The following is a 4,839-nucleotide window of genomic DNA, read 5'->3' on the forward strand; positions in this document are numbered from 1 at the left end:
GCTCTTGGCAGATAGTTTATGCAAGCCTTCCGAAATGATAAAATCTGGGTCTTTGGCTAATATTTCAGAAGGGCCGCGTGACGCATTGTTCAATGTGCTTCCATAGCCGATATTACCCTTATAGACAGTGTCGGTGCTGATAGGCTCGTGATATAAGATGCCCGTCTTGTTCGCGACGATATTGTTGGCTACCCAGCTTCCAGTCGGGGCGTATTTTTTAGTCGTATTCGTTGAACCGACCGTAATCCCGGCTTTACTATTAACAATGGTGTTATTTACGACTGTTGCACGATACACTCGCCATTGGGAACTCAAATCTTCATCTGTAGGATTCTTTGGTTTCCCATCTGTTCCACCGTCATACTTGCCGCTGTCCAGAAATATCGCATCACCTGTTATGCCTTCCATATAATTGTTATAAATTTCATGATCATTTCCATATACCCGAATGCCCAGTACCTTCTCCTTCACGCCATCTCCAAAGAAGAAGTTGCCGTAAAATTTGTTATTGTGGCCATGTCTGGATGTCAATCCGCCACGGTTATTTATGAAAGTGTTATATCTGACCTCATTTCCGCCTGATTTTACCGACACCACCTCTAGATCGCCGTCACAATTTTCGAATAGATTGTATTGGACTTTGTTTTCACCCTTGGATAAGGAAATCTTCGATATTCCAAGACGAATCGTTTCATTGCCGTTTGCTTCAGAATACGTAACGTTACGGAAATGGTTGTATTCAATCACGTCACGCTGAGAGATTTGTTTATTAGTTCCCTTAATAAATCCACTAAAAGCAATTACTGGTCCAGGATCGCTTTTTCCGTTAAAATCGTTGCGATCAATCTGGTTGTCAGAGCTATTCTCACCTTTGATCTCCAGCCAGATCGTCTTGTTTCCAGTTGCAGGAACGGCAAACGTATTGCGTGTCAGTCGAATATGGTTCGAGCCGTCAAGCTGAACCGCTACACTGCGGTCGGCAGTTCCGGTGTTCGTAATTTTCAGACCTTCAACGACAATATACGATGAACGGACAATGTGTAACACGTCAGCACCCGCAATAATCGCTCGCCCACGGTTTGCGGCTTTAATCGTAATCGGACTTTTACTCGTGCCATGTTTACCACTGATTTGCAGCGCTTTGCTTCCTGTGTATGTACCATTTGCCAATACGATGGTTGTCCCTGGAGTGGCCTGGGCAATTGCTTTCTCTAGCTGTGAAGAGTTCGACACTTTTACTACCCTCGATGCTAGACTCGACAATACCTCCGGTTCAGGCGCAATGTTATAAACGGCGTCTGTTACTGTGGGCGGGTCACCGGCTGACTGATTTTCCGCCAACGAATAACTTGTTACGGGAAGCAAGGTTACTGACAACAAGGTCATAAGTAATAATTGTCTAACTTTACTAGGTTTCACCAATATCATCACCTCTGTATAAAATTGTAATCCAGCATTCTAAATATAACCTATTTTTGGTATAAAAGGATCTTGAAATTTGGCGAAAAATTAAAAAGTTACGGATATTGGATCAACTGGTAACGGACGGTTTGCGTATACAATTATACAAAAACAACCACTACAGGTATCAATGGAATTTAAAAAGATGACCCCTGTTGAATACAGAGATCATCTTCTTTCATCTGCCTAGACTTTTTTGAAAATGTCTTTTACATGAGGGACAGTTTATCTTTTGAGGAGTCTTTGTTATGCAAGGCTGTGTCTGTTCACCTTTCTGGACTGTCTTACAATTGCGTAGCCGATGTATTAAGAAGTCAACTTTTTAATGCCATTATGCTCATGATAGCATGACTTTACTAACAGGACCTTGCTTGAACGGCAGCAAGGTCCTTTGGAACACGCTGCCTAAAGACAGCGATCTAAATATCATCCTCATTCATGTCTACCCGCGAACCCCAATAAAATAGGACAATCACGAAAGCAATGACAATAATGAACGGGGCATAAAAGATTAAAAATTGATTCATCTGTTCGGTGCTCCTTTTTATTCAACATAGCACTGCACGATATACATACCTGCCGCTTCATCCGCTTCATCCGCTACATAGCTTCGCATGAATTACATATTCGTTTCTTCATCCTCTTAGATGTGCTTCTTGCCGGAACGTCCGCCTTTCCCATTTTTGATCCCTTTCACATAGTTCGCATCGAACAGGAACAAACGCAGGAGCAGGAACAGAGATGGCAGCAGAATGAGCAGCCCAAGGACGAATACAACGATTAGCGCGTAAGCCATAGCCTGATTCGTGACGTGCTCGTACACATTGATATACGGGTAGAGCACATAAGGCAAATGCGCCGAACCATAGCCGAACCATGCGAATCCGAACTGGAAGATGACGCACAGAAAGGCAAGGCCGTAATGTCGTCTTCTCCATACGTAATAGACGGCGATGACGAAGAACAGGAAGGACACGACGAACATCCATGCACGATCGATCATATTGTTGAAGTGTTCCGCGTTATGCCCCTGAATGGCGTAAAATACGAACAAACTGGCTAATATGGTGGGAGCGGACCACATCAAGGCATATTTGCGTACAATGTTGAGCGCTGCTTCATCCTCGGCCTTGGAAGCATAGTAGGTCAGGAACATGGCGGAAATGTACAGTACGCTGACAAGAGCAAGCACGATAACCGAATATGGATAGATGTTCGCAAATAGGCTCAGGAACTGGAAGGAGATGCTGCCGTCCGCCTCCTCCGTAATGTACCCGCCTTCCGATATCGCGAGCACAGTGGACAACGCTGCGGGAATGAGCCATCCGCTTACGCCGTACAGGAACACATAGATGCGATTGCTCTTCATCCCGTATGTGCTAAAGGCATAGTAGGAGCCGCGCAATGCAAGCAGGATAAGCGCCAGACTGCCTGGCACGAGCAATGCTGTTCCGTAATAATAAGCCGTATCCGGGAAGAACCCGACCAACCCGATGTAGAAGAAGACTAAGAATACATTTGTCACTTCCCATACAGGAGACAAATAGCGCTCGATCACATTATGAATGATATGGCGCTTGCCGGTCACGGTGCTGACATAGCTGAAGAAGCCTGCTCCGAAGTCGATGGAGGCGACAAGCAAATAGCCGAACAGGAATATCCATAGAACGGTAATGCCGACTAATTCGTAACTCATTTCTTCCCTCCTCCTTCCCAGCCAAGTGCTTTAATTTCGTCCTCTGCAGGATTGCTCTTGAACATGCGGATGATCACACGAATCGCAGTAATGGTAATCAAGAGGTACAGCAGGGTGAACAGCCACAGCATCGTATCCACGTGCGTCGAGGTCGTCGCGCCTTCGGCTACGGTCATCACCTTCCATAGAATCCATGGCTGGCGGCCAATCTCTGCGAACATCCATCCGAACTCAATCGCCAATACCGCAAGCGGAGCTCCGAGCACTACTGCTCTTAACAACAACCGATTATGCGGTTTTTTCAGGCTTTGCCTGCGATTGCGCATGAACCAGATGACATACCATAGGGACACGACTGTCAAATACATGCCGATGAATACCATGGAATCGAAGAAATAATGGGACGCCTTCAGCGGGGGCCTTTCCTCGACGGGAACATCATTTAGGCCTTTTACGACGGTATCGGGCGTGCCGCCCGCCAAAATACTCAGTGCATAAGGGATGCGGAATCCGTATTTCACCTCATTCTTTTCCGTAAGGATGCCGCCGAAGACGAGCTCGGCATGGGGCTTCGTCTCAAAATGCCATTCCGCAGCCGCGAGCTTCTCGGGCTGGTACTCATGCAAATACTTGCCGGAAAAGTCGCCAATTACGGCTGAAGCGACAGAGAATAGGAGCGCGGTTACCATCGACATGCGAAGCGCTTTTTTGTAATACGCATGAGTACGGCCGCGAAGCAGAGACAGCGCAGAAATCGCCGCCATAATAAAGGCGCAGGTTACATAGGCCGTAGCCAGAACGTGTCCAACTTTAGTAGGCATTGCCGGATTGAACATCGCTACGATGGGTTCGATATTTGTCATTTTGCCGTTGACCAGATCGAATCCGCGCGGCGCGTTCATAAAGCCATTTACCGAGGTAATGAAGAAGGCGGAAGCGGAAGACCCTATGGCTACCGGGATAAGCAGCAGAAAGTGATAGATGCGATTTTTGAAGCGATCCCAGGTATACAGATAGATGCCGAGAAATATCGCTTCCACAAAAAAGGCGAATGTCTCCATAAATAAGGGGAGCGCGATAGCCTGTCCTGCAACTCTCATAAAGTTCGGCCATAGTAAACTCAACTGCAGACCGATACAAGTGCCGGTTACAACCCCTACAGCTACGGTAACGGTGAAGCCGCGAGCCCAGCGCCGTGCCATGAGCAGATAGTAAGAATCGTTGCGCTTAATCCCGATCCATTCCGCAAGCGCGATCATAAGCGGCATTCCAACGCCAATTGTGGCATAAACGATATGTACGAACAGTGTTAGCCCGGTAAGGATGCGGCTGTAGACAACTGGATCATAGGTGAGCATGTAAGGTCAACACTCCTTCTAAATTAAAATTCCTGACGTTCAGAATAGCCGCCGCAGAAAGGACAGCAGCATAATAGTGCCGACAACAAAGCATGTAATGATTAGTATTTTTTCTTGTTTTCTTATTTTTGCAACATGATTCTTGTCAGATTCCATTATTGCTCCCCTTCCTTATATACATAGAGGTCGCCCTCGAAGTATGTGATCCGCAATCCATACTCCTAGTGAAATGATGCCCGTTTTTTCGATGTCTATGATGAAATCGTGAAAGTTAGTCTTATCTTCTTTTTTTCGTTGTGACTCTATTCACAAAAAATGAAAAGA

At 46.2% G+C, this 4,839-nt stretch carries 4 protein-coding genes; all 4 read right to left on the minus strand.

The window, feature by feature from the left end; all coding sequences use genetic code 11:
* Positions 1–1,428, minus strand: a 1,428-nt coding sequence (locus tag NO352_RS00005) for a polysaccharide lyase 6 family protein (RefSeq protein ID WP_289354651.1), incomplete at its 3' end; no start/stop codon positions are given.
* Between the two features lie 452 nt (positions 1,429–1,880).
* Complete coding sequence (gene cydS, locus NO352_RS25240; RefSeq protein ID WP_005551605.1) at positions 1,881–1,988, minus strand: cytochrome bd oxidase small subunit CydS family protein; 108 nt, start codon at positions 1,986–1,988, stop codon at positions 1,881–1,883.
* Positions 1,989–2,104: 116 nt separating this feature from the next.
* A complete protein-coding gene (locus NO352_RS00010; RefSeq protein ID WP_289354652.1) occupies positions 2,105–3,157 on the minus strand; it encodes a cytochrome d ubiquinol oxidase subunit II in 1,053 nt (350 codons plus the stop codon).
* Positions 3,154–4,515, minus strand: a complete 1,362-nt coding sequence (locus tag NO352_RS00015; RefSeq protein WP_289354653.1) for a cytochrome ubiquinol oxidase subunit I — start codon at positions 4,513–4,515, stop codon at positions 3,154–3,156. Before NO352_RS00015 ends, NO352_RS00010 begins: the two co-directional genes overlap by 4 nt.
* Positions 4,516–4,839 lie beyond the last annotated feature (324 nt).

Origin of the sequence: Paenibacillus sp. S-12 (assembly GCF_030363895.1) — a bacterium.
GTDB classification, from domain to species: Bacteria; Bacillota; Bacilli; order Paenibacillales; family Paenibacillaceae; genus Paenibacillus_B; species Paenibacillus_B alvei.